At 62.1% G+C, this 24679-nt stretch carries 25 protein-coding genes; 15 read left to right on the top strand and 10 right to left on the bottom strand.

Translation table 11 applies throughout. The features are described 5' to 3' along the window. Positions 1 to 275 precede the first annotated feature (275 nt). From GGD57_RS02600 to maiA, 6 genes are all read left to right on the top strand, one after another. The gene (locus tag GGD57_RS02600; RefSeq protein ID WP_184466565.1) at positions 276 to 1322 is read left to right on the top strand and encodes an alpha/beta fold hydrolase; all 1047 of its coding nucleotides are present in this window, start codon (positions 276 to 278) and stop codon (positions 1320 to 1322) included. A gap of 90 nt (positions 1323 to 1412) precedes the next feature. Next, positions 1413 to 2153 carry a response regulator gene (locus GGD57_RS02595; protein ID WP_184466563.1) on the top strand — a complete coding sequence of 247 codons (741 nt, stop codon included), beginning with the start codon at positions 1413 to 1415 and terminating at the stop codon, positions 2151 to 2153. Next, positions 2150 to 3472, top strand: coding sequence for an ATP-binding protein (locus GGD57_RS02590; protein WP_184466561.1), 1323 nt, complete (start codon positions 2150 to 2152; stop codon positions 3470 to 3472). Before GGD57_RS02595 ends, GGD57_RS02590 begins: the two co-directional genes overlap by 4 nt. 209 nt (positions 3473 to 3681) lie before the next feature. After that, positions 3682 to 4098: an organic hydroperoxide resistance protein gene (locus GGD57_RS02585; RefSeq protein ID WP_184466559.1), complete on the top strand. Its 417-nt coding sequence runs from the start codon at positions 3682 to 3684 to the stop codon at positions 4096 to 4098. An 88-nt stretch (positions 4099 to 4186) separates the two neighbouring features. Continuing rightward, positions 4187 to 4339: a hypothetical protein gene (locus GGD57_RS02580; protein ID WP_184466557.1), complete on the top strand. Its 153-nt coding sequence runs from the start codon at positions 4187 to 4189 to the stop codon at positions 4337 to 4339. Further along, entirely contained in the window at positions 4336 to 4971 is a 636-nt protein-coding gene (maiA, locus tag GGD57_RS02575) for a maleylacetoacetate isomerase (RefSeq protein ID WP_184466555.1), read from the top strand. Before GGD57_RS02580 ends, maiA begins: the two co-directional genes overlap by 4 nt. A gap of 48 nt (positions 4972 to 5019) precedes the next feature. Here the strand turns inward: maiA and GGD57_RS02570 are convergent, their stop codons facing one another. Together GGD57_RS02570 and GGD57_RS02565 are read right to left on the bottom strand one after the other, a co-directional pair. Next, positions 5020 to 6009, bottom strand: coding sequence for an aldo/keto reductase (locus tag GGD57_RS02570; RefSeq protein WP_184466553.1), 990 nt, complete (start codon positions 6007 to 6009; stop codon positions 5020 to 5022). Continuing rightward, on the bottom strand, positions 5996 to 6418 hold the full coding sequence (locus tag GGD57_RS02565; RefSeq protein WP_184466550.1) for a (R)-mandelonitrile lyase: 423 nt from the start codon (positions 6416 to 6418) through the stop codon (positions 5996 to 5998). The genes GGD57_RS02570 and GGD57_RS02565 overlap by 14 nt, the downstream gene beginning before the upstream one ends. A 144-nt stretch (positions 6419 to 6562) precedes the next feature. Between GGD57_RS02565 and GGD57_RS02560 the strand changes: the two genes are divergently transcribed. The 3 genes from GGD57_RS02560 to GGD57_RS02550 all read left to right on the top strand — a co-directional run bounded on the left by GGD57_RS02560 (position 6563) and on the right by GGD57_RS02550 (position 11264). Further along, positions 6563 to 7456, top strand: coding sequence for a LysR family transcriptional regulator (locus GGD57_RS02560; protein ID WP_184466549.1), 894 nt, complete (start codon positions 6563 to 6565; stop codon positions 7454 to 7456). A gap of 162 nt (positions 7457 to 7618) precedes the next feature. Next, positions 7619 to 9130 (top strand): ATPase domain-containing protein, encoded by a 1512-nt coding sequence (locus tag GGD57_RS02555; RefSeq protein WP_184466546.1) that lies wholly within the window; start codon positions 7619 to 7621, stop codon positions 9128 to 9130. Further along, the gene (locus GGD57_RS02550; RefSeq protein ID WP_348645952.1) at positions 9123 to 11264 is read left to right on the top strand and encodes a response regulator; all 2142 of its coding nucleotides are present in this window, start codon (positions 9123 to 9125) and stop codon (positions 11262 to 11264) included. Before GGD57_RS02555 ends, GGD57_RS02550 begins: the two co-directional genes overlap by 8 nt. Here the strand turns inward: GGD57_RS02550 and mobB are convergent. Genes mobB through GGD57_RS02535 form a run of 3 tightly spaced genes read right to left on the bottom strand, consistent with a single transcriptional unit; the run spans position 11196 to position 13261 of the window. Beyond that, complete coding sequence (mobB, locus tag GGD57_RS02545) at positions 11196 to 11717, bottom strand: molybdopterin-guanine dinucleotide biosynthesis protein B (protein ID WP_184466544.1); 522 nt, start codon at positions 11715 to 11717, stop codon at positions 11196 to 11198. The genes GGD57_RS02550 and mobB overlap by 69 nt on opposite strands. Then, positions 11714 to 12343 (bottom strand): molybdenum cofactor guanylyltransferase MobA, encoded by a 630-nt coding sequence (gene mobA / locus GGD57_RS02540; protein WP_184466542.1) that lies wholly within the window; start codon positions 12341 to 12343, stop codon positions 11714 to 11716. The genes mobB and mobA overlap by 4 nt, the downstream gene beginning before the upstream one ends. A gap of 9 nt (positions 12344 to 12352) precedes the next feature. Next, the gene (locus GGD57_RS02535; protein WP_184466539.1) at positions 12353 to 13261 is read right to left on the bottom strand and encodes a DMT family transporter; all 909 of its coding nucleotides are present in this window, start codon (positions 13259 to 13261) and stop codon (positions 12353 to 12355) included. An 87-nt stretch (positions 13262 to 13348) separates the two neighbouring features. Between GGD57_RS02535 and GGD57_RS02530 the strand changes: the two genes are divergently transcribed. Together GGD57_RS02530 and GGD57_RS02525 are read left to right on the top strand one after the other, a co-directional pair. Then, a complete protein-coding gene (locus GGD57_RS02530; RefSeq protein WP_184466537.1) occupies positions 13349 to 13606 on the top strand; it encodes a hypothetical protein in 258 nt (85 codons plus the stop codon). After that, positions 13603 to 14370 carry an SDR family oxidoreductase gene (locus tag GGD57_RS02525; protein ID WP_184466535.1) on the top strand — a complete coding sequence of 256 codons (768 nt, stop codon included), beginning with the start codon at positions 13603 to 13605 and terminating at the stop codon, positions 14368 to 14370. Before GGD57_RS02530 ends, GGD57_RS02525 begins: the two co-directional genes overlap by 4 nt. 295 nt (positions 14371 to 14665) lie before the next feature. On the opposite strand, the gene GGD57_RS02520 is transcribed toward GGD57_RS02525, so the two are convergent. The 5 genes from GGD57_RS02520 to GGD57_RS02500 form a co-directional block, all read right to left on the bottom strand. Next, positions 14666 to 15448, bottom strand: coding sequence for a glucose 1-dehydrogenase (locus GGD57_RS02520; RefSeq protein ID WP_184466533.1), 783 nt, complete (start codon positions 15446 to 15448; stop codon positions 14666 to 14668). A gap of 180 nt (positions 15449 to 15628) precedes the next feature. After that, positions 15629 to 16417 carry an SDR family oxidoreductase gene (locus tag GGD57_RS02515; protein WP_184466531.1) on the bottom strand — a complete coding sequence of 263 codons (789 nt, stop codon included), beginning with the start codon at positions 16415 to 16417 and terminating at the stop codon, positions 15629 to 15631. A gap of 99 nt (positions 16418 to 16516) precedes the next feature. After that, positions 16517 to 17995: an ATP-binding cassette domain-containing protein gene (locus tag GGD57_RS02510; protein WP_184466529.1), complete on the bottom strand. Its 1479-nt coding sequence runs from the start codon at positions 17993 to 17995 to the stop codon at positions 16517 to 16519. Positions 17996 to 18023: 28 nt separating this feature from the next. Further along, a complete protein-coding gene (locus GGD57_RS02505) occupies positions 18024 to 18953 on the bottom strand; it encodes a sugar ABC transporter substrate-binding protein (protein WP_003540275.1) in 930 nt (309 codons plus the stop codon). A gap of 117 nt (positions 18954 to 19070) precedes the next feature. After that, on the bottom strand, positions 19071 to 20051 hold the full coding sequence (locus tag GGD57_RS02500) for an ABC transporter permease (RefSeq protein ID WP_064803062.1): 981 nt from the start codon (positions 20049 to 20051) through the stop codon (positions 19071 to 19073). A 211-nt stretch (positions 20052 to 20262) separates the two neighbouring features. Between GGD57_RS02500 and GGD57_RS02495 the strand changes: the two genes are divergently transcribed. The 4 genes from GGD57_RS02495 to GGD57_RS02480 all read left to right on the top strand — a co-directional run bounded on the left by GGD57_RS02495 (position 20263) and on the right by GGD57_RS02480 (position 24532). Next, positions 20263 to 21072 carry a transketolase gene (locus GGD57_RS02495; RefSeq protein WP_184466527.1) on the top strand — a complete coding sequence of 270 codons (810 nt, stop codon included), beginning with the start codon at positions 20263 to 20265 and terminating at the stop codon, positions 21070 to 21072. Then, positions 21072 to 22028 (top strand): transketolase family protein, encoded by a 957-nt coding sequence (locus GGD57_RS02490; protein ID WP_184466526.1) that lies wholly within the window; start codon positions 21072 to 21074, stop codon positions 22026 to 22028. Before GGD57_RS02495 ends, GGD57_RS02490 begins: the two co-directional genes overlap by 1 nt. A 65-nt stretch (positions 22029 to 22093) precedes the next feature. Further along, a complete protein-coding gene (locus tag GGD57_RS02485) occupies positions 22094 to 23560 on the top strand; it encodes an FGGY family carbohydrate kinase (RefSeq protein ID WP_184466524.1) in 1467 nt (488 codons plus the stop codon). Between the two features lie 21 nt (positions 23561 to 23581). After that, the gene (locus GGD57_RS02480; RefSeq protein ID WP_085737461.1) at positions 23582 to 24532 is read left to right on the top strand and encodes a sugar-binding transcriptional regulator; all 951 of its coding nucleotides are present in this window, start codon (positions 23582 to 23584) and stop codon (positions 24530 to 24532) included. Positions 24533 to 24679: the final 147 nt, after the last annotated feature.

The following is a 24679-nucleotide window of genomic DNA, read 5'->3' as shown; positions in this document are numbered from 1 at the left end:
ATGGCCGGGTGGACGTATCCTTGATGTGTCCGGTTTGGCGGCAAAATGTACCGAAGTGTTGCGGACCGGCGCGGGCGATACAAAGCGATACAAGCTGGCGTCACTGCTTCGGATTGCGGTCCGATACCGATGCTTTGCCGGGAGGGCGGGATTGTATCAGAATGTATCCCGGCGGCCGGAAGCTACATCCGCATGCAAAACCGATGGCTTGCGACATATGGGGGATACAAGCGCAAGGTCACATCAGCACCGTGATCATTCGACAGGAGAGACCGATGTCAGAGCAAATCAACCATCACCGCCGCCGTTTCTTCGGCATGACCGCCGTTGCCCTCGCCGCGGCCGAATTCGGCGTGGCCGGCCTTGCCGCCGCTCAGTCGTCGCCCGCCGCATCCCCGGCCGACGTGAAGGCCGGAACCAACACGTCGTTCGAAACGCTGAAGCAGAGCAAGGCAGGTGTGCTCGATATCGGTTATGCCGAGGCGGGGAAGGCGGACGGCCCGGTCGTGCTGCTGCTGCATGGCTGGCCCTACGACATCTATAGTTTCGTCGACGTTGCGCCCTTGCTTGCCTCGGCCGGCTACAGGGTGATCGTGCCTTATCTGCGCGGCTACGGCACCACTCGCTTCCTCGACGACAAGACCGTTCGCAACGGCCAGCCATCGGCGCTCGCCGCCGACATGATCGCTCTGCTCGACGCGCTCGATGTCGAGAAAGCCGTGATCGCGGGCTACGATTGGGGCGGGCGGACTGCCAATATCATGGCCGCGCTGTGGCCGGAGCGCTGCAAGGCGATGGTCTCGGTGAGCGGCTATCTGATCGGCAGCCAGGAGGCCAACCAAAAGCCGCTTTCGCCGAAGGCCGAACTTGCATGGTGGTATCAGTTCTATTTCGCCACTGAGCGCGGACGCCTCGGCTATGAGAGCAACCGGCACGATTTCGCAAAGCTCATCTGGCAGACGGCCTCGCCGAAGTGGAATTTCGACGATGCGACATTCGACAGATCGGCGGCGGCCTTCGACAATCCCGACCATGTCGACATCGTCATCCACAATTATCGCTGGCGCCTGGGACTTGCCGAAGGCGAGGCCAAGTATGATGCCTATGAGGAAACGCTTGCTGCAGCACCGATGATTTCGGTGCCGACCATTACCATGGAGGGCGATGCGAATGGTGCGCCGCATCCCGAACCCTCCGCCTATGCCGGAAAATTCTCCGGCAGATACGAGCATCGCACGATCGGCGGCGGCATCGGCCACAACCTGCCGCAGGAGGCGCCGCAGGCCTTTGCGCAGGCGGTCATCGACGTCGACCGCTTCTGATCGACGAGGCCGGCCGCAGAGCTTCGTTGCTCCGGCCGGCCGAATATGCGTAGGTCGGGGCCGCTTCTATCGGTAAGGGAACAGGGACATATGGATCATGTCGATCACATCCTGGTCGTCGACGACGATCGCGAAATCCGCGAGCTGGTTTCGGGCTATCTGCAGAAGAACGGCCTGAGAACCAGCATTGCCGCGGACGGGCGCCAGATGCGCAGCTTTCTCGAAGCCAATGCCGTCGACCTGATCGTGCTCGACGTGATGATGCCCGGCGACGACGGGCTGGTGCTGTGCCGCGAACTGCGCGCCGGCCGGCACAAGGCGATCCCAATCCTGATGCTGACGGCCCGCACCGACGAGATGGACCGGATCCTGGGGCTTGAGATGGGCGCCGACGACTATCTCGCCAAGCCCTTCGCCGCGCGCGAGCTGCTTGCCCGCATCAAGGCGGTGCTGCGGCGCACGCGCATGCTGCCGCCGAACCTGCAGATCAGCGAGGCCGGACAGTTGCTGACTTTCGGCGACTGGCGGCTCGACGCGGTCGCCCGCCATCTTCTCGACAAGGAGGGGACCGCGATTGCGCTCAGCGGCGCCGAATACCGCTTGCTTCGAGTCTTCATCGATCACCCGCAGCGGGTGCTCAATCGCGATCAGTTGCTGAGCCTGACGCAGGGCCGCGATGCCGACCTCTTCGATCGCTCGATTGATCTCCTGGTCAGCCGCCTGCGCCAGCGGCTGGGAGACGACGCACGGGAACCGACCTACATCAAGACGGTGCGCAGCGAAGGCTATGTCTTTTCCGTTCCGGTCGAAATCACGGAGCTGCGCCAATGAGGGCGGGGATCCCCCTGTTTTCGAGCCTGGCGTGGCCGAGGACGTTGCGGTCGCGGATCTTCCTCATCCTGCTGATCGGTCTCGCCCTTGCCTATGGGCTGTCCTTCAGCGTGCTCTACATGGAGCGCACGATGTCAGCCAAAGCGATGATGCTGGGCACGCTGGAGAATGACGTCGCAACATCGATTGCCGTTCTCGACCGGCTTCCGCCCGGCGAACGCGGCGATCTCCTGGATCGGCTGAGCCGTGGCAATTACCGCTTCGTGCTCGGGACGGGCCTTCCCGGCGTGCCCGACACGTCAAGCAAAGGCGCGGAGATATCGGGCAAGATCGAGGAGGCCGTCGGCCACCGATTTCCGATCAACATCGAACGGATTCCGGGTGAGGTGAACCGATTGCAGGCGCATCTGACGCTGAGCGACGGAAGCCCGCTGACGATCGACGTCACGCCGAAAGGCGTTATGCCGATCGCCGCATGGCTGCCCTATGTTTTCGTCATCCAGATGCTTCTCCTCATCCTCTGTACTTGGTTTGCCGTGCGCCAGGCGATCCGGCCGCTCGGCGCGCTTGCCGCCGCTGCCGATGCCCTCGACCCAAACAAGGATGGTCCTGCCTTGAGCGAGGCGGGTCCGAGCGAGGTCGCGCATGCAGCGAGGGCATTCAATGCGATGCGGGAGAGGATCGCCCATTACCTCGAAGAGCGGGTGCAGATCCTGGCGGCGATTTCGCACGACCTGCAGACGCCGATCACCCGCATGCGACTGCGCGCCGACATGGCGGAGGATTCGCCTGGGAAGGAGAAGCTGGTGCACGATATCGGCGAGATCCAGCGCCTCGTCCAGGACGGCATAGCCTATGCGCGCAGCGCCCACGGCAGCGGCGAGAAGAATGCCCGCATCGATCTTGCATCGTTTATCGACAGCATAGCTTACGACTATCAGGACACCGGAAAGGCGGTGACAGTTGTCGGGCTGGTTCAAGGCGCTGCCTTGACCAAGCCGCATGCCCTTCGCCGCATCCTGTCGAATTTCATCGACAATGCGTTGAAGTTTGCCGGTGCCGCCGAAATCGGCGTCGGGCACAACGCGGAAAATCATGTGGTGATCACCGTGATGGATCGGGGGCCTGGAATTCCCGACGACATGCTCGAAGCCGCGATGCAGCCTTTCTTCCGGCTGGAGCAGTCCCGCAACCGGGAGACCGGCGGCACGGGTCTCGGCCTTGCGATCGCCCAGCAGCTGACGGCCAAGATTGGCGGGTCGCTGCGCCTCTACAATCGCGCCGGCGGCGGCCTGGTGGCAGAAGTCACCCTTCGGTGACGATTGGGGCCGCCGGAAATTTCCGGCGGTTTTGTATAGGAAAATGTCCTGGATGGCGGATGCTACATTCTGTGACATTTCGGCCAATTCCGGAAACATGCCCGAAATATCAGCCGGTCAAACCACACTCCGTCAACCCAGTCGCCTGTGGTGACCGGCCGCACACTGGCGGCCAGTCGCTGAAAGCGACACAACACAAGGAGTGTTCCATGACGAAGATCGACAAGGTTCTCTATACCGGTAAGACCCGCACCACAGGCGGCCGCGAAGGTGCTTCACGAAGCGACGACGGCGAACTTGATATCAAGCTGTCGCCTCCCGGCAGCAGCCGCGCCGGCACCAACCCCGAACAGCTTTTTGCGGCCGGCTGGTCGGCTTGCTTTATCGGCGCGATCAGCTTCGCGGCCGCCAACCGGAAGGTCAAGCTGCCTGCCGATCTTGCCGTCGACGCGGAGGTCGATCTCGGATCAGGCGATGGCGGCTATTTCCTGCAGGCCCGGCTGAAGGTCAGCATGCCTGGGATCGAAGCTGATGTTGCGAAGGCGATCATCGAGGAAGCCCATCAGACCTGCCCCTATTCGAAGGCGACGCGCGGCAATATCGACGTCGACTTGATCGTCGCCTGACCGGCGCAACTGCTGACAGAAGGCTGCCGGTAAGCAGGATCGAAACAACAAGGGCGAGGCCTACCGGTCTCGCTCGTCGGAGGATTTGATGAAATTGGCGATCATCTGCATTCTGGGGGCGGTGGTTTTCGCTGCGCCCTGCATCTACGACGTAAGTTCGCGGGAGCCTTCGCCGCTCGCCGGCCTCGTCACGGCGGCGTCGACGGTTTCCTCTTCAGGCGATCAGGGAGAACGACAGTGAAGCTCTATCAGAACGAAATTTCCTCGGCGACCTCAAGAGTGCGGATCGCGCTCGCCCTGAAGGGGCTGACCGCCGAGGCGCTGCCGGTCACCATCCTCGGCGAAGAGGCCGAGAGCCGGCAGGCCGGATATCGCAGCGTCAATCCGCAAGGGCTGGTGCCGGCCTTGCTGACGGATGACGGTATCCTCATCACCCAGTCGCTGGCGATCGTCGAATATCTCGACGAGATCCAGCCGCAACCGCCGCTGCTGCCCGATACGGCGGAGGGCAGGGCGTTGGCGCGGTCGATCGCGCTGGCGATCGCAGCCGAAATCCATGCTCTGCTGCCGCCGCGCATCGGCCTGCATCTCAAATCGGTCTTCCAGGCCGATGCCGATGCCATTGCCGCCTGGAGCCGTCACTGGGTCGGCGAGGGAATGGCCGCAGTGGAGACGATGATCGCCGGCCGCAGGCAAGGCGCCTTCGCCGTCGGGGACCGGCCTGGTCTTGCCGATATTTTCCTCTTCCCGCAGGCAATCAGCGCTCGACGCATGGGCTTCGATCTCGCCCGATGGCCAAATATCGCGGAGATTGTCGGCAGGCTTGAGGCGATCCCGGCTTTCCGGGAGAATGCGCCGGCGCCGCGACGATGATGCGCTTAGTGAAGAAGCGACCGCCAACGAAGGCGGCCGTTTCTCTTCTCAGCGGTTGACCCTTGCCTGCAAATGGGCGGGGTAACGATCGCCTTCCACCTTGATGGTGGCGAGTGCGCTTTCGATATTGGTGAGATCTTCGGCCGTCAATTCGACCTCGGCGGCCCGGATGTTTTCTTCCAGGCGATGCAGCTTGGTGGTGCCGGGGATTGGCACGATCCAAGGTTTTTGCGCCAGCAGCCAGGCCAGGGCGACCTGGGCCGAGGTGGCCTTCTTGCGCGCGGCGATCGCTGTGAGGAGATCGACGAGCGCCTGGTTGGCCTTTCGCGCTTCTTTCGAAAAGCGCGGCACGATGTTGCGGAAGTCCTTGCTGTCGAAGGTTGTGGCCTCGCTGATCGCGCCGGTGAGGAAGCCTTTGCCGAGCGGGCTGAACGGCACGAAGCCGATGCCGAGCTTTTCGAGCGTCGGCAGGATTTCCTGCTCGGGCTCGCGCCACCACAGCGAATATTCGCTCTGTAGCGCCGTCACCGGCTGGACGGCATGGGCGCGGCGGATCGTCTGGACGCCGGCTTCCGAAAGACCGAAATGCTTCACCTTGCCTTCTGAAATCAGCGCCTTCACCGTGCCTGCGACATCCTCGATCGGAACGTCGGGATCGACGCGATGCTGGTAGAACAGATCGATGACGTCGGTCTTCAAGCGCTTCAGCGCCTGGTCGGCCACCGCGCGGATATGTTCCGGCCGGCTGTTCATACCGCTCTGGCCGCCATTGGCATCGAAGTTGAAGCCGAATTTCGTGGCGATCACCACCTCGCTGCGGAAGGGCGCAAGCGCCTCTCCCAAAAGCTCTTCGTTTTTATAGGGTCCATAGGCCTCGGCAGTATCGAAGAAGGTCACGCCGCGTTCGAAGGCCTGCCGGATCAGCGAGACCGCTTCCTGAATATCCGTCGCCGGGCCATAACCATAACTCAGCCCCATGCAGCCGAGACCGATGGCCGAGACTTCGAGACCGCTCTTTCCGAGTTCACGCTTCTGCATGACCGTTTCCTTTCCAAGCATGGTACTCACTGTCGGTGACATGCTCCATCCAGTCGACGACCTTGCTGTCGAGCTGTTCCTGGATGGCGATATGGGTCATTGCCGTCGTCGGCGATGCGCCATGCCAATGGCGTTCGCCGGGGGAGAACCAGACGACGTCGCCGGCGCGGATTTCCTCGACAGGCCCACCTTCGCGCTGCACGCGGCCGCAGCCGGATGTGACGATCAGCGTCTGGCCGAGCGGATGGGTGTGCCAGGCGGTCCGGGCACCGGGCTCGAAAGTGACGCTGGCGCCAGCCGCGCGGGCCGGGTCGGTCACCTGAAAGAGAGGATCGACGCGCACCGTGCCGGTGAACCAGTCCGCCGGTCCCTTGGCCGAAGGCTGCGAGCCGCTTCGCTTGATTTCCATGATCGTTCTTTCCTTGTCTGAATGTGTGGAACGGTTCGTCCGCCCGCAGCGGATCTTCGTCCTCCGATGACAGGATATTTAGCGCGTGCCTTTGCTCAGGATTAGATGGTAATCGTGGCAAGGACCTATGAGAAAGTTTCATCAATGCCGCGTCCTGCCGTCAATGACCTGATCGCTTTCCTTGCCGTTGCCCGCGCCCAGAGTTTCACGAAGGCGGCGGCGAGGCTCGGTGTGTCGCAATCGGCGCTCAGTCATACTATCCGGGGGCTCGAGGAGCGGCTTGGATTGCGATTGCTGACACGCACGACGCGCAGCGTCTCCCCAACGGAGGCCGGTCAACGCCTGCTTCTCAGCATCGGTCCGCGGCTCGACGAGATCGAGACCGAGCTTGCCGCCTTGAGCGCGTTTCGGGAAAAGCCGGCTGGCACCATCCGCATCAATGCCGGCGAACATGCAGCGGATGCGATCCTCTGGCCCGCCCTGGAAAAGCTCCTGCCCGATTATCCCGAGATCAATGTCGAGATCATCGTCGACTACGGCCTGACCGACATCGTCGCGGAGCGCTACGATGCGGGCGTGCGGCTGGGGGAGCAGGTGGCGAAGGACATGATTGCGGTGCGCATCGGTCCCGACATGCGCATGGCTGTGGTCGGTGCACCCGCTTATTTCGAAAGACGCCAGAAACCGCTGACGCCGCAGGATCTTACCGAGCATAATTGCATCAATCTGCGCCTGCCCACCTATGGCAGCGTCTATGCATGGGAATTCGAGCGGGACGGGCACGAGTTGAAGGTTCGCGTCGAGGGACAATTGACCTTCAACAATATCGCGCTCAGGCTGAATGCGGTGCTCGCCGGGGCGGGACTGGCATATCTGCCGGAGGACGCCGTGCAGGCGCATCTAACGAGTGGGCGGCTGGTGCGCGTGCTCGAAGACTGGTGTCCGCCGTTTCCCGGCTACCATCTCTATTATCCCAGTCGCCGGCACGCCTCTGCGGCTTTCGGTCTCATCGTCGACGCGCTTCGCTATCGAGGATAGCGGCCGACATTCTCAGGTCCCGCCAACGAGCGGGTATCCACGCCAGCATCTATTTCAACACTCCGACAGGCACTTTGCCGGGAGCGAAAAACATGCTGTGCCGACGATTTGACATTCCATCACTCCCCACTAATTCACACTTGAAACTGAAGGAAACAATGAATGAATACTGCGCTGCCTGCCACGAAAGCTCGGACCGGTGTGTCCGGTTTGGACACGGTTCTGGCGGGAGGCCTCTCCACCGGCCATGTTTTTCTCCTGGAGGGAAATCCGGGAGCGGGCAAGACGACGATCGCGCTGCAGTTCCTGATCGAGGGTGCGCGGCTCGGTGAGCGCGGGCTCTATATCACGCTGTCTGAAACCGAGGAAGAACTGCGGACCGGTGCTGCATCGCATGGCATGGTCCTCGACGACAATATCGAGGTGTTCGAGGTCGTGCCACCGGAAAGCCTGCTCGACGCCGAGCAGCAGCAGAGCCTGCTCTATTCGTCCGACCTCGAACTCGGGGAAACGACAAAAGAAATCTTCGCCGCTTTCGAACGGGTCAAGCCGAGCCGGGTTGTTCTCGACAGCCTGTCGGAGATCAGGCTGCTCGCGCAAAGTTCGCTGCGCTACCGCCGGCAGATCCTGGCGCTCAAACATTATTTTGCCCGACAGGGCGCGACCGTGCTTCTCCTCGACGACATGACCTCCGACATGCTCGACAAGACGGTGCACAGTGTCGTTCACGGGGTCATCCATCTTGACGAACTGGCGCCGACTTACGGCTCCGAACGACGACGCTTGAGAGTGATGAAATACCGCGGACAGGCTTTCCGCGGCGGCTATCACGATTTCATCATCCAGACCGGCGGCGTTGTCGTCTTTCCGCGTCTCGTCGCCGCCGAACACAGGTCGAGTTACGCTCGCGATCAGCTGCCCAGCAATATTGCCGAGCTGGACCTGCTTCTGGGGGGTGGGCTCGAGCGAGGGTCCAGCACGCTGATCCTCGGTCCCGCCGGCACCGGCAAGAGTACCTTCTCTTTTCAATTCCTGATGGCGGCGATCACGCGCGGCGAGAAGGCGGCCGCTTTCATTTTCGACGAGGAGCTCGGTTTGCTGCTCACACGCCTGAAAGCGCTGGGGATGGATCTCGAAGCCATGCGGGACGAGGGTCTGGTGCATATCGAGCAGCTCGATGCGGCGGAACTGTCACCCGGCGAATTTGCGCACCGTGTGCGCGCTTGTGTCGATAACTCGGGTGCAAAATCCGTCCTGATCGACAGCATCAACGGCTACCAGGCTGCCATGCCGGATGAGAATTCGCTGACATTGCATATGCACGAGCTGCTGCAATATCTGAACAGGCAAGGCGCAAACACCTTTCTCACCGTCGCCCAACACGGACTGGTCGGCGACATGAAGGCGCCGGTCGACGTTACCTACCTCGCCGATACCGTCATCCTGCTACGATATTTCGAGGCCGTGGGACGTGTGCGGCGGGCGGTCTCCGTCATCAAGAAAAGAACCGGTTTCCACGAGGACACCATTCGGGAGTATCGGATCGCTGGTAACGGTCTGACGCTCGGAGATCCCATCGTCGGTTTTCAGGGGGTGCTTCGCGGCGTTCCGGAATTCGTCGCGACGACCGCTCCACTTTTGCCAACCGACAGCAAGGACGGCGGCAATTCCTAATTCCGACAAAACGAAGGCTCTGATCTATGCCCCGGCCGGACGCGACGCGCAGGTCGCGGCGTCGCTGATCGATGAGGCAGGACTGTCATCGACCACAGTTGCCGATTTGAATCTCTTCGCGTCCTCGCTCAGTGATAGGGTCGCGGTTGGCGTTCTGACGGAAGAGGCTGTCCGTGGCAGTGACCTGAAACCCATTGCTGCCTGGGTTGCCGCCCAGCCAAGCTGGTCCGATCTGCCGTTCATCGTACTCACTCAGCGCGGCGGAGGGCCTGAACGAAATCCGGCCGCTGCCAGGCTTTCCGAAGTTCTCGGCAACGTCACTTTTCTGGAGCGACCGTTCCATGCGACTTCATTCGTCAGCGTTGCCCGGACCGCATTGAAGGGGCGCCTGCGCCAGTATGAGGCGCGCGACCGGCTTGAGGCTCTCAGCGAGAGCGAGAGGCGGTTGCAGACGGCGCTTGCCGCCGGCCGTCTCGGGGCGTGGGAGCTGGAGCTGTCGTCGATGGCCTTGTCCGCCTCGGCGACCTGCAAGGCGGTCTTCGGCCGAGAACCGGATGATGATGTCACGCGCGACGATCTGATCGCCAGCATCCACCCCGACGACCGGGACTTCGTGCTGGTGCGCCTGCGCCAGACGATCGACACCGGGCGTGACTATTCGATCGAACACAGGACGATCTGGCCGGATGGGTCACTGCATTGGACCGAGGTCCACGCGCAGCTCTATGCCGATAGATATGGTTCCGCCAGGAAGCTTGTCGGCGTCTGCTCCGATACCACCGCCCGCAAGACCATCGAGGAAAATCTGAGACGGCTCAATGAGAACCTCGAAGAGCGCGTGAGGGAGCGGACCAGGGAGGTCAACGCCGCTCACCAGACACTGCTCGAAGAGGTCGCCCAGCGCGAGAGAGCGGAGGAGCAGCTTCGCCAATCCCAGAAAATGGAAGCGATCGGCCAGCTCACCGGCGGCGTCGCGCATGATTTCAACAATCTGCTAATGGTGGTTCTCGGAAATCTGGAACTGCTCGGCAAGTACCTTGCCGGAGACGCCAAGGCGACGCGTCTGGTCGAGGGCGCGCTTCAAGGCGCGCGCCGGGGAGCGGCGCTGACGCAGCGCCTGCTGGCTTTTGCCAGGCAACAGGATCTGCAAGTCAAGCCCGTCGATCTGGCCGAACTGGTCTCAGGCATGAACGATCTGTTGCGACGCTCGGTCGGATCCTCGGTCAGCATCGAGACCATCCTGCCGGCGACCTTGCCGCCGGCTCTTGTCGATGCGAACCAGCTCGAACTGGCGCTGCTCAATCTTGCAGTCAATGCCCGGGATGCGATGCCCGAGGGCGGAAGGCTGTCCATATCGCTGCGCGAGGAACAGGTTAGCGGCAATGGCGGCGATCTCAGCGAGGGCAGCTATCTTGTCTTGGCGGTGGCCGACAGCGGCACCGGCATGGACGCGGAGACGCTGCAGAAGGCCGTCGATCCGTTTTTCTCGACCAAGGAACTCGGCAAGGGCACGGGCCTTGGCCTATCGATGATCCACGGGCTTGCCGTTCAGCTGAATGGCGCACTTCTCCTGACAAGCGAGCTTGGGGCGGGAACGACCGCCGAGTTGTGGCTGCCGGCGACCGAACAGCGCCCCGAGCAGGCGAACGAGACCGCGCTGCCTGTTTCGGAAACAGCCTCAAGGCTGAAGATCCTTCTGGTCGACGACGATGCCTTGATCGCCATGAGTTCGGTCGACATGCTCGAAGATCTCGGCCACGAGGTCGTCGAGGCCAATTCCGGCGTGCAGGCGCTTGAACTGATCAGGAACGGCCAGAATTTCGATCTTGTCATCACCGACTATTCGATGCCCGGTATGACCGGTGCCCAGCTCGCAGAGGCGGTGCGCGATCTTCATCCGGCGCTACCGATCGTGCTGGCCACCGGTTATGCCGATCTGCCCGCCGGCACCGACATCGATCTTCCGAGATTGGGAAAACCCTATAATCAGGCCCAGCTTGCCAAGGAAATCAGCAGGGCGGTGGCAGGCGAAGCGGCTTCGGTTCCCAGATCCGGCGCCGGTGCGTCAGGGGCTCGCCTGGCCAAGGCCGACGATCGCTGCGATGAAATCGGCGATGGCGCCTGTGTCATCTAGATCGAAGACGGGCAGGGCCGTATCCGCGACGGCATGATCGGCGGCGATGGCGCAGATGTGGGGATCGCTCGGCGCCAGCGGTTGGCGATTGGCGGCCTCCAGGCGGCGAGCCTCGATCTTCGGGATCGGTTCGCGCTTGTAGCCTTCGATCAGGACGAGATCGCAGGGGGCGAGACGGGCGAGGATCTCCTCGAATGCGGGTTCTGGCGCGCCGCGCAGTTCGTGCATGATGGCGTAGCGGGTGCCGGAGACGATGGTGACCTCGTGGGCGCCCGCCTCGCGGTGGCGGTAGCTGTCGGCGCCCACCTTGTCGATATCGAAATCATGATGGGCGTGCTTGATCGTCGAGATCCTGTAGCCGCGGCGTGTAAACTCCGTCACAAGGCGGACGGCCAGCCCTGTCTTGCCGGAGTTCTTCCAACCGGCGATGCCGAAGATTTTGGGTGCGGTCATGCGCGAAGAGCCTCCAGCCAGCGTTCCGCCTCGACGAGATCGTCAGGTGTGTTGATGTTGAAGAAGGGATCGAGCAGGCTGGCCCGCGTCGGATGCAGCGGGAAGGCGACTTCCGTAACGTCATGCCCCGACAGGAAGTCACGGACGCGGCGCTTTTCGTCGGTGGCGATCCAGGCTCCGAGATCGGCGGCGAGTGTCACCGGCCAGAGACCGAAGACCGGGTGGCTGCGGCCTTCGGAGGCGGCGATGGCAATCTGCGACGGGTGTTCAAGCGCTGCCGCCAGCCGGGCGACGAGATCGGCCGGGAAGAACGGGCAATCCACCGAGACGGTGACGACATGGGTGATCGCTGGAAGGCCGGCGGCATAGACCATGGCCGCATGGATGCCGGCCAACGGCCCGGCCTTGCCGGGAAAACGGTCGGGGACGAGAGGCACATCCTCGGCGGCGGCATCGGCATTGACGGCAACGGGGAGGACCTGCTGCGAAAGGCGGGTCAGCACATGGCGGAGCAGGGTTTCGGCTCCGAGTAGTGCGCCTGCCTTGTCGCGGCCCATGCGTTGCGAGCGACCGCCGGCCAGCACGACGCCTGCTATCTCGGATCTGTCGAGCGCGAATTCAGCCATCAACCTGCCTCAAACCGGTGAGCGCGGCGCCGATTCCTGCGCGATCGGGGGTACGCGGCGCTTGGCTTCACGATAGAACGTATAGAGGCCGGAAGCGATGACGATTGCGGCGCCGATGAGCGTCCAGCTGTCGGGCACTTCGGCGAAGAAGATAAAGCCGAGCAGCGAGGAGAAGATCAGGCTGGTATAGCGGAACGGCGCGACGAAGGAGATTTCGCCGGTGCGCATGGCGAGAATGACCGACTGGTAGCCGACGAGCACCAGAACCGAGGCGAGCAGGAGATGCCCGAGCGACGTCGCGCTGACGGGGTGCCAGCCACCGAGCACGGGGATGAGAAGCGCGCCGAAGAATGAGATGGAGATGGCGGTGATGACGGTGATCATCAGCGAGGGAATCTCCGGGTCGATCGAGCGGGTGGCGAGATCGCGGCCGGCCGTCGTCAGCACGGCGCCGACGCAGAGCAGGGCGGCGGCGGTGAAACCTTCCGGTCCGGGCCGGATGATGATCATGACGCCGACAAGACCGACCGTTATCGCCGACCAGCGCCGCCAGCCGACGGGCTCGCGGAAGAACATCGCCGCACCGAAGGTGACCACCAGCGGCAGCGATTGCAGGATCGCCGAGGCATTGGCGATCGGCATCATGCCAAGCGCGGTGATGTAGGTGACGGCGGAGAACATCTCGCAGATGATGCGCAGGATGATGATCGGCTTCAGCACAATGCGCCAGGAGCGCAGAGCGCCCATTTTCCTGGCGATCAGATAGACGAGCAGGCTGGTGAAAAGGCCGCGCAGGAACATGATCTCGCCGGCGTTCATATAGGCAACCACCGATTTGGAGAGGGCATCGCTCGCGGAAAAGCCGGCCATCGCCATGCTCATATAGATGGCGCCCTCAGTATTGCGTGACCGCGGCATGAAGAGATTCCCTTTACCTGTGCGCCCCTTCTTAGTCGGGAAGATACATGAAGGGAATCGGATGAATGTCACACCCGGGATAAATCGATGATGCAGCGCACAATGGCGCTGACGCTGCGACAGGCGCGTGTTTGGAAACCACAGCAAAGCGGCGTTTTACAATGCGAATTCCGATATTTTCGATGGGTCGATCGAGGCTTTCATTCTCCTTCGGCTGGCGGCGGGATCGCCGGCGAGAACATCGGCTGCCGGAAGTTTTCTTTTGTCTGTGCGGGAAACGGGTGGCTGCATCGGCCGATGTTTGAGATCTCAGACGCCTCGACAACTGAGGAGAAACGGACATGACACTTCTGAACGACAAGGTCGCGATCGTCACCGGCGCAAGCTCCGGCATCGGCCGTGCAGCGGTGAAAGTCTTTGCGCGACAAGGTGCGAGGCTCGTGGTCACCGGTCGGCGGCAGGAGGCGCTCGACGCCGTCGTCGCCGAAATCGAGGCGGACGGCGGACAGGCCGTCGCCGTTGCCGGCGACATCAGGGATGAGGCGCTGCAGGCGAGGCTGACCGATACGGCGGTCTCGCGCTTCGGCGGGCTCGACATCGCCTTCAACAATGCCGGCGGCCTCGGCGAGATGGGGCCGGTTGCCGGCCTCTCCGTCGAAGGATGGCGCGAGACGATCGAGACCAATCTGACCGCCGCCTTTCTTGGCGCCAAACATCAGTCGGCGGCGATGGGAAAGCGTGGGGGATCGTTGATCTTCACCTCAACCTTCGTCGGCCACACTGCGGGCATGCCCGGTATGGCCGCCTATGCGGCGAGCAAGGCGGGGCTGATCGGCTTCGTGCAGGTGCTCGCCGCCGAACTCGGGCGGCAGAACATCCGCGTCAACGCGCTGCTGCCGGGCGGAACGGATACGCCGGCCAGCATTACCAACGCGCCTGACGCGACGCCTGATCTGCTCGCCTTCGTCGAGGGGTTGCATGCGCTGAAGCGTATGGCGCAACCGGAAGAGATCGCCAATGCGGCGTTGTTTCTGGCGTCGGATCTGTCCAGCTTCGTGACGGGGACGGCGATGCTGGCGGATGGTGGGGTTTCGATCAGCCGGACGTAAGGTTGGTGAGGGGGCATTTTGCCCAGGCAATGAAAGATGTGCCGTGCGGCCGCCTCATCTGCCTGCCGGCATCTTCTCCCCGCCGGGGAGAAGGGACCAAGCCGTACGGCCATCTTTTCAGCCGAAATGTCAGAGAGAGCGAGACGTCGCCACGATTCCCCTTCTCCCCAGCGGGGAGAAGATGCTGGCAGGCAGATGAGGGGGGTGAGGAGCGATAGCGACGAACGCCTTGAGCGGCCAGCGAAAGGCAGATGGCTGCTTCAGGTTTAAGCTTCAACGCCGCCCCAAGGCCCGCCTACGACATAATCAACCCGCCATCGACATTGATCGTCTGGCCGGTGATGTAAGCGGCGTCGTCGCTGGCGAGGAAAGTCACCAGGCCGGCGACGTCCTCGCCGGAGCCGGCGCGTTTCATCGGGATGCCTTCGACCCATTCCTTCATCAGTTCGCCTGGACCGTAATTGCCAAGGAGTTTGCCCCAGGCCTGGTCGTTATAGGCCCACATGTCGGTCTCGATGATGCCGGGGCAGAAGGCGTTGACGGTGATGTTTTCGGTCGCGACTTCCTTGGCCAGGCTTTGGGTGATGCCGACGACGCCCATTTTCGAGGCGGCGTAATGCGGGGTGTAGATGAAGCCGTCGCGGGCCTGGCCGGAGGCGGTGTTGATGATGCGGCCGCCGCGCTTGTGTTTGCGCATTCTTGCAATGGCCTCCTGGGCGCAGAGGAAGACGCCCTTGGTGTTGACTGATATGACCTTGTCCCACTCGTTCTCCGTCAAGTCTTCGACGCGGGCGATGGTGATGACGCCGGCATTCTGGATCGAGACGTCGACCGTGCCGAATTCCTTTTCGGCCGCATCGTAGAGCGCGATGACGCTCGCCTTGTCGGTGACGTCGCCGATGAAAGAGATCGCCTTGCCGCCTTCGACTCGGATCTGTTCGGCAACGCCGTGGACCAGATCCTCATTGGCCGAGACGACGAGATTGGCGCCTTCGCGCGCAAAGCGCCTGGCGATCGCAGCGCCGATACCGCGGCTGCCCCCGGTAATGACGACGGTCTTTTGCTCAAAGCGTTTCATGCTCTTTCCTCGTATCCTGACATAAACAGCAAATCTCGGCGCAACCGTCCGTTCGATCGGCGCGAAGGGCGGGCAGACGACGATATCGCACGCCGTCATGCCCGTTACCCTCCAGCGCCTCGATCTCAGCCAGGGAGGAGGCGAGACCGTTCATTTTCCAGCGGCCGGCATCTCATCGCATCACCAGCAGCAGAAGCCGCCGTCGACGAGAAGATCGACGCCGGTCACGAAACTTGCCGCATTCGACAGCAGGAACACCGCCGGCCCCACCATCTCGTCGACCGTCGCCATGCGCTGCATCGGCGTCTGCTCTTCGAAGAGCTTGGTCTGGTGGACCATCTCCGGACGGGTGTTCATCGGCGTTGCCGTATATCCGGGGGAGATGGTGTTGACGCGAATGCCGCGGCCGACCCATTCCATGGCCAGAGACTTCGACATGTGGATGACGCCCGCCTTGGAGGCGTTGTAATGCGCCTGGCTCAGCCCTCGGTTGACGATCACACCGGACATGGAGGCGATGTTGACGATGGAGCCGCGTCCATTCTTCAGCATGGCGCGGGCTTCGGCCTGGCAGGACAGGAATATGCCCTTGAGGTTGATATCCATCAGCGTCTGATATTGATCCTCCTCCATCCCTTCCGCCGGGCTGGCGTTGGCGATGCCGGCAGCGTTGACGGCAAGCGTCAGCGCGCCGAGGTCGGATTCGGTGCGTGCGACGGCATCGGCAAGGGAGGATTTGTTGGTGACGTCGGCCGCGATCTGGATCGAGCGGCGGCCGGCAGCGCGGATATGTTCGGCTGTCCTCGCCAGTCCGTCGTCGGTCCGGCGGTCGAGCAGGGCGACGTCGGCGCCGCATTGCGCAAGGCCGATGGCGATGCGCTGCCCGATGCCGCTGCCGGCGCCGGTAACGATGGCAACCTGGCCGCTGAGATCGAAAAGCTTCGGGGCGTTCAGAGTGATGTCGGACACCGCTCTTCCTTTCTCTGTTGTTTTGTTTTCACGCAATTCCCGGCAAAAGTGCTTCGCGCTTTGCCTGGCAAACCGCTGCACACTTTTGCTGGAATTGCTTTAGATGGTAGCCAGTTCCATGACCGAAACGTCATTGGCCTGGTCACGATTGAGGATCCCCGCCTGCTTGCCTTGGGCAAGCACGAGAATGCGATTGGAGACGCCGAGAACTTCCTCGAGGTCGGAGCTTACGACGATGACCGCCACGCCCTGTTTGGCAAGATTGACGATGATGTCGTAGATGCCGGCGCGGGCGCCGACATCGATGCCTCTCGTCGGTTCGTCGAGCACGACGACCTTCGGATCGCGCATGAGCCATTTGGCGATCACGACCTTCTGCTGGTTGCCGCCTGACAGGTCCGAGGCGTATTGCTCGGCACGGCCCTTGACGCCGAACTTGGCAACGGCCTTTTCCGCAAAGGAGCGCTTGACGCGCGGTGTGATCCAGCCACCGCCCAGTTTGTCGAGATTGGCGTAGATAATGTTCTCGCTGATCCGGTGCCCGACGATCAGGCCTTGCTCCTTGCGGTCTTCCGGAACCATCACGATACCTCTAGCGATCGCGTCCGCCGGGTCGCGCAGCCTGAGCTCCTCGCCTTCCAGCTTGATCGAACCGGCACTGATCGGATCGGCGCCCGAAATCGCCCGCACCAGTTCGGTGCGGCCGGCGCCGACCAAGCCGGCGATACCGAGAATTTCGCCGGCTCGCACCTCGAAGGAAACGTCGCGGAACGAGTCGTCCGGCGAGCTCAGGCCGGAGACTTGAAGCACGGGACGATCTGTCGGAACGGGCAGGGTAGGAAACAAGCGGTCAAGCGGGCGCCCGACCATGCTCTCGACAATCGTTCGCACCGGGGTCGCGCTGTCGGAGAATTCCTGCACGCGCTCGCCGTCGCGAAGAACGACGATGCGGTCGGTGATCTGCTTGATCTCTTCCATGCGGTGGGAAATGTAGACGATGCCAACGCCTTCCGAGCGAAGCTTGCGGACCTGTTCGAACAGAGCTTCCGTCTCCGCGCCGCCAAGGGCGGCTGTCGGTTCATCGAGGATCAGGAGCTTTGCGTTGAGCGCCAGCGCCTTGGCGATCTCGATGAGTTGCTGATTGGCGGTGGAAAGGCCGGCGACCTTCCGCGTTGCGGGTATGTGAAGGTTCAAGCGGGCGAGCTGGTCCTGGGCCCGGCGAACCATCTGGGCGCGGTCGACGACGCCGTTCTTCATCGGCCAGCGTCCGATGAAGACGTTTTCGGCGACCGAGAGCTGCGGCAGAAGCTGCAGCTCCTGGTGGATCAGGACGACACCCTTGTCGATCGCTTCCCTTGGGGTGGCCGGGGCATAAGGCTGCCCCAGCCATGTCATCGATCCTTCGGAGGGCGTGCGGGACCCGGCGATGATGCCCGACAGCGTTGACTTGCCCGCTCCGTTTTCACCGAGAAGTGCAACCACTTCGCCCGGATAGACGTCCAGGCTGACATCCTTCAGAACCTGAAGCGGCCCATACCACTTGGATATGCCCCTCAGGGAAAGAACGGGATCAGTCACGGCACACCTCCTCAAGACCTCAACGTTATCAGGGATGGTTGGCGATGAAGCCTGCCACGTTTTCCTTGGTGGTCAGCGTGGCATCCAGGAGCTGGACCGGAGGCACCTTTTCGCCGGCGACGAGCTTGGCAGCATTTTCAACCGCGTCGCGGCCCATCTTCTGCGTCTGCTGCGTTGCAGTGACGTTGAAGACGCCCTTGCTCAGGGCTTCGAGAGCTGCGGTGTCGCCATCGAAGCCGCCGACCACGATCTTCTGCGATGGATTGGCGACCTTGATTGCCTGGGCGGCGCCGAGTGCGAGGCCATCGGCCTGGGCGAACACGATCGAAACATCCGGGTTTGCCTGCAGCATGTTCTGCATGATCTGGAAGCCTTCGTCCTGGCTCCAGATGTTGGAGAACTGCTCGGCGACGACCTTCACGTCAGGATATGCCTTGAGCGATTCAGCGCAGCCCTTCGAACGATCGACTTCCGGCGTCGTGCCCTTCTGGCCGTGGATGATGACCATCTTACCCTTGCCGCCGGCTTCCTTCAGAATGTAGTCGCACACAGCCTTGGCAGAGGCGACGGAATCCGTTGCAAGGAACGTATCGCCCGGTGCTCCCTCGGCGTTGCGGTCAACGTTTACGACCGGGATGCCGGCGCTCTTTGCGAGTTTGACCGGAACGGTCGCAGCCGCAGCACCGGCCGGGATATAGATCAGCGCGTCGATCTTCTGGGTCAGCAGATCCTGGATCTGGTTGACCTGCGTCGGTCCGTCGCCCTTGGCGTCGACCGTGATGACTTCGATGCCGCGCTTCTTGGCTTCGGCCTCGACCGATTGCTTGATCTGGTTGAAGAAGTTTGCCTGAAGGTTGGCAACGGCGAGGCCCAGCTTCTTCAGCTCCGCCGCGTGTACGGGACCGAGCATGAGACCGAGCAGTGCAGCAGACGCGAGCATGGTGCGCGCAATTTTCATTGTATTTCCTCCGTTGTTTAATGGAACCCTCGGGTATGTCCTCCCCCTCGGGGTATTGATCCGCCCCGATTTTCCGGGGCGGAATTCCGGGTCCGCCAGTGCGGCGGACCCCGCTCGTCAGGCGCGACGCCGACGAATAGTCTCTGCGCCGACCGCAAGCACGATGACGATGCCGATGATCACCTGCTGAAGGAACGGCGAGACGTTGAGAAGGTTGAGACCGTTGCGCAGCACGCCGATGATCAGAACGCCGATCAGCGTTCCGCCGATGCCGCCAGCGCCGCCGGAGAGCGACGTGCCGCCGATGACGACCGCAGCGATGGTGTCCAGCTCATAGCCGAGACCGCTGGACGGCTGGACGGAATCCAGCCGGGCGGCGAGCACGACGCCGGCAAGGCCTGCAAGGACGGCACTCATGACATAGACGCCGATCGTCACCAGCGGGACGTTGATGCCGGCGAGGCGCGCGACTTCGGAATTTCCGCCCACCGCATAGAGCATGCGGCCTTCGGAGCGGAAATGCAGGAAAAGCCAGGCCGCCAGAACCACCGCCAGCATCAGAAAGACGGTGGCCGTCATGACGCCGAAATGGCGATCGATCGCCAGCATCATGAACCAGTCGGGGAAGCCGACGATCTGCTGGCCGTCGGTGATCATATTTGCAACGCCACGGGCAGCCGACATCATCGCGAGAGTGGCGATAAAGGCCGGAACCCTGAACTGCGTCACGAGCAATCCGACGATCAGGCCCGATACCGCCGAAGCGATCAGCGCGAAGGCGATCCCGACGGGCAGCGGCAGGCCGGCGACGTTGGCGGTCCAACCCATCACCATCATCGCCAAAGCGAGTGCCGAGCCGACGGAGAGATCGATGCCGCCAATCAGGATGACGAACGTCATTCCCACAGCCATGATGCCGAGAACGGTAATCTGGTCGAGAATGTTGAGGCCGTTTCGGACCGAAAGAAATGTGTCTGTGCTGACGCTCAGAAAGACGCACAGCACGAGCAATCCGACGAGTGGGCCGGTCGCTCCCTTGAGCTTGCTCAACCACGCACCGGACGAAAGCCTGTGTTCATTGATATCGAGCGCCACCATTGCTCCTCCCTCTGCGTAGGCCTGTATCCGATATTTGTTCAGGATGGAATAATTATTCATGCCTGCTGGAAAATTCATTAACAACTTGCTTTCCGGCTGTCAACAATATTTCGTTGAGTGGATGTTCTCGGTACATGGTATAAGGGGGTTGACTAATCGGCTTCTTGTGCAAAAATATTGAGTAGTGAATATTTATGCACACGAGGAATCGATGGATACGACAGAACTTGAGCGCATCGCCCGCGAGATCCGATTGCGCGATCTTCAGGCGGTCTTTGAAGCGGGCGCCGGCCATATCGGCGGGGAGATGTCGGTCATCGACATTTTGACGGCGCTCTATTTTCGTGTGCTGAAAGTCTGGCCGGATCAGCCCAAACATCCCGACCGCGACAGGTTCGTCCTGTCAAAGGGGCATACGGCATGCGCCCTCTATGTGACGCTCGCAAAACGCGGCTTCATCCCGGAGGAGGAGATTTCCACCTTCCTGCAGCCGCATTCGCGGCTGAACGGGCATCCGAACTGCAACAAGGTTCCGGGCGTCGAAACGAATACCGGGCCGCTCGGCCATGGTCTTCCGGTCGCAGTCGGAATGGCGAAAGCGGCCAAGCTCTCGGGTGCTAAATTTCACACCTACGTCGTCACCGGCGACGGTGAAATGCAGGAGGGTTCCAACTGGGAAGCGATCATGGCGGCCGCCCAGTTCAAGCTCGATAACTTGACGCTGGTCATCGATCACAACAGGTTTCAGCAGGGCGCGGCGCTGGCCGAAACCAACGATCTCGCCCCGCTGCGCCCGAAGCTCGAAGCCTTCGATTGGGAAGTCACCGAGATCAACGGCAACACGATGAGCGAAGTCGTTCCTGCGCTCGAACACCGGGGGGCAAGGCCGCATTGCATCGTCGCCCATACCAACAAGGGCCATGGAATCTCGTTCATGCAGGACCGGGTCGAATGGCACCACAAGGTGCCGAGCAAAGAACAATACGAAATCGCATTGGCAGAATTGTCGGAGGCACTGTAATGAACGCGCCAATCAACCCACCCAAGCTTTATGATTGCCGCGACGCATTCGCCGCCACGCTGGAGCGGCTGGCAACTGAAAACGAGAGGATCGTTGCCGTCTGCAACGATTCCGTCGGTTCCTCCAAGCTCGGCGGCTTCAAGTCCAAATTTCCCGAACGCCTCGTCAATGTCGGCATCGCAGAGCAGAACATGGTCGGCGTCGGAGCGGGCCTCGCCAATGGCGGACGGCTTCCATTCGTCTGCGCCGCCGCTCCGTTTCTCACCGGGCGGTCGCTGGAGCAGATCAAGGCCGACATTTCCTATTCGAATGCCAACGTCAAGCTGGTCGGCATCTCCTCCGGCATGGCCTATGGCGAACTCGGTCCGACCCATCACTCGATCGAAGATTTCGCCTGGACGCGGGTCCTGCCCAATCTTCCGGTCATTGCGCCTTGTGACCGCATCGAAACCGCTGCTGCCGTTGCCTGGGCCGCGAGTTATGACGGGCCTTGTTTCCTGCGCCTGTCGCGGGTCGGCGTGCCCGACCTGCTTCCGGAAGGCCATAAGTTCGAACTCGGCAAGGCGAATCTCCTTCGGCAGGGGTCCGACGTCACGCTCATTGCCAACGGCACTTTGACCCATCGCATTCTGAAGGCGGCCGAAATCCTCGCTGAGCGCGGCATCAATGCCAGGGTGCTCAATCTTGCGACGGTTCGTCCCATCGACGAGGAGGCTATCATCACTGCTGCCAGGGAAACCGGAGCGATCGTCACAGCCGAAGAGCATTCGATCTTTGGCGGGCTCGGCTCGGCGGTCGCCGAAGTGGTGGTCGACAATGCCCCGGTGCCGATGAAACGTCTCGGCGTTCCCGGCGTCTATGCCCCAACAGGTTCGGCAGAGTTCCTGCTCGACGAATTCGGGATGGCGCCGTCCGCAATCGCCGACGCCGCGCAGGCGCTGATCAAGCGCAAGTAATAGGATCCAGAGACTGGTCGAAACGTTTTGCCGTTTCGGCCGTCACCTGATCCGGGGAGGATGGAATGCGGGCAATTCTGGCAATCGACCAGGGCACGACCAATTCAAAGGCAGTTCTCGTTTCCGAGAAGGGAGAGATCGTCGGCAGGGGGGCGGCGCCCGTCGGCATCTCCTATCCCAGGCCGGGCTGGGTCGAACAGGACCCGCGCCGGCTCTACGCCTCGGTCTGCGAAGCGGTCGACATCTGCCTGAAGGCCGGCCCCGATGTTGTTATCGAGGCTGTGGCCATTTCCAACCAGCGCGAATCCGTCACCGCCTGGGACGCCGATACCGGGGAGGCGCTTGGGCCGGTGGTCAGCTGGCAGTGCCGCCGAACGGCGCAGGATTGCGAACGTCTGATTGCCGAAGGTCGCCTTGACCGGGTGCAGGCGCTTACCGGCCTGCCATTGGACCCGATGTTTCCGGGTTCGAAATTCCGCTGGCTGCTCGACCGTATTCCGGCCGGGCGATCGGTGCGGCTCGGAACGATCGACAGCTGGCTCGTCCACTGCCTGACGGGCGGGCGCCGGCATGCCTGCGACGCTTCGAATGCCGCCAGGAGCCAATTGTTCGATCTCCGGGAGCAGAGATGGAGCGAGGAACTCGTCGAGATTTTCGGCGTCGATATCGCGCTGCTGCCCGAGGTGCTCGACAGCTCCGCCGATTTCGGCAGAACGCAAGGATTGCCGGGAGTGCCTGATGGTACTCCGATCATGGCCGCGATCGGAGACAGCCACGCCGCCCTGTTCGGTCATGGGGCATTCAAGCCGGGCGACGGCAAGGTGACTTTCGGGACCGGCTCTTCGGTCATGACGACGCTTTCGCACTTCATTTCCCCGCGCAACGGCGTCACGACCACCGTCGCATGGCGTATCGGGGGAAAGCCGACTTTCGCTTTCGAAGGCAATATTCTCGTTTGCGCCGCCAGTCTTCCCTGGATGGCCGATATTCTCGGCCTTGCGGATGTGGCGGCTCTCGTCGAACTTGCGGCGAGCGCCGAGCCGGGCGGCCCCGGCTTCGTGCCGGCATTCGTGGGACTGGGCGCCCCTTACTGGAATGCCGATGCCCGTGCGCTGTTCTCCCAGATCAACTTCAATACGACACGCGCGCAGATGGCCCGGTCGGTAACCGATTCCATCGCCTTCCAGGTGCATGACGTGATCGCGGCGATGCGGACGCAGAGTGGCGGCGAACTCGGCGCGCTCTATGTGGATGGCGGACCGAGCCAGAACCGCTTCCTGATGCAGTGCGTCTCCAACCTCATCGAACATCCGGTAATCCAATGCGAAGCGCCCGAGGCCTCGGCCCTGGGTGCTGCCTATCTGGCGGGGCTGTCACTTGGCTTGTGGAGCGATCTCCAGATTGTCGCGGAGCTGCCGCGAAACACTGAGACCATCGAGCCGCAGCCCGTTGATCGTGGGTTGCTTCTCGATACCTGGAATGATGCGCTCGCCCGCTCGACGTCCCGCGAAACACAGGCTAAAGGTGAATAAAAATTCACTCTGGGATTAGCGATGACTCGCCTCAACGAACTCCGCCTCATTTCAAGGGTCGCCCAGATGTACCACATAGAGGGGCGACGACAGGCGGAGATCGCGGAGCACCTTCGACTGTCTCAGGCGACGGTGTCGCGCATGCTGAAGCGCGCCGAGGCTGAAGATATCGTCAGAACCAGCGTGATCCCTCCCGTCGGCACCTATAGCGAGCTCGAGGGCGCGCTTCGCGAGAAATACGGTCTGCCGGAGGCGATCGTCGTCGAGTGCACGGAAGATCGGGACGGCGCCATCATGGCCCGTATCGGAGAGGCGGCGGCTCATCTCCTGGAGGTGACGCTTTCGCCAGGAGAGATCATCGGCGTTTCGAGCTGGAGCCAGACCATTTTCAAGATGGTCGAGAACATCCATCCTTCGAAGAGCGCTCAGGTGAAATACGTCGTCCAGACCCTTGGCGGCATGGGCGATCCTTCCGTGCAGACGCACGCGACGCAGCTGACCACGCGGCTTGCACGGCTGACCGGCGCCGAGCCGAAGCTGCTCCCCGTGCAGGGCGTGACGACATCGAGGGAGGCAAAACTTCTGATGCAGGCCGACCCGTTCGTCCGTGAGACGATGGACCTCTTCGGCAGTATAACGCTTGCGATCGTCGGCATCGGAGCCGTCGAACCGTCCGAACTTCTCGCCCGCTCCGGCAACATCTTTTCCTCCCGCGAACTCTCCGATCTCGCGGAAGCGGGCGCCGTCGGCGATATCTCGCTTCGTTTCTTCGATAAGAACGGCAAGCCGGTCAAGACACCGCTGGATGATCGGGTCATCGGACTGCCGCTCGAGGATCTCGAGCGGGTGGACCGGGTTATTGCTCTGGCTGGCGGAGCCAAGAAGACCGATGCGATCGCCGGCGCGCTGCGCGTGGGGGTGATCGACATGCTTGTGACGGATAAGTTTACTGCGCAGCGGTTGATCGACTGACGGGGTGGGGTGATGGAGTGCCCGCCTCGTCCTTCGAGGCCCCTGCGGGGCACCTCAGCAACCGTGTTGTTGGGGCTCGTTCCATGGCGTTTGTCTTTTGAGAATAGTGTTGATCATGATGATTAGCTTTCGCATGGCGGCGACGAG

Source organism: Rhizobium esperanzae (assembly GCF_014197615.1).
GTDB classification, from domain to species: domain Bacteria; phylum Pseudomonadota; class Alphaproteobacteria; order Rhizobiales; family Rhizobiaceae; genus Rhizobium; species Rhizobium esperanzae_A.
The sequence above is the reverse complement of the archived record's forward strand: the minus strand, read 5'-3'. Positions and strand labels throughout refer to the sequence as shown.